Annotated in this window: 1 protein-coding gene; it reads left to right on the forward strand. The window is 60.5% G+C overall.

Going from position 1 to position 367, the window contains the following annotated elements:
• Positions 1-294, forward strand: a 294-nt coding sequence (locus B7G66_RS13665) for a helix-turn-helix transcriptional regulator (RefSeq protein ID WP_369688284.1), incomplete at its 5' end; no start/stop codon positions are given.
• Positions 295-367: the final 73 nt, after the last annotated feature.

Genomic DNA, 367 nt, shown 5'->3' on the forward strand with positions numbered 1-367 from the left:
GAACCGACGGAGGCCAGCATGACGCCGTCACACCCGCGTCAGGATAACTTTCTCGACGAACAACTGCTCACTACCCCACAGGCCGCCCATCGGCTGAACATCTCGCCACGGACGCTGGAGCGCTATCGCTGCCGGGGAAGTGGTCCGGTCTTTCGCAAGATGGGCGGCCGGGTTCTCTACCATGTCAACGACATCCGGCATTGGATCGAGAATGTCGCCTGCAAATCCACATCAGAAGAGTCCTATGAAAAAGCCCGTGTGATCGGAAGCCGCAGGCTGGAGCGTCGGCCATGAGTGCGCGTCCGGTGCCACCGGTTCTCTCGCCCTGCCTGCTGATCGATCTCATGTCATGGCCGTTCTTCAGCCT

Source organism: Novacetimonas hansenii JCM 7643, from assembly GCF_000964405.1.
GTDB classification, from domain to species: Bacteria; Pseudomonadota; Alphaproteobacteria; order Acetobacterales; family Acetobacteraceae; genus Novacetimonas; species Novacetimonas hansenii.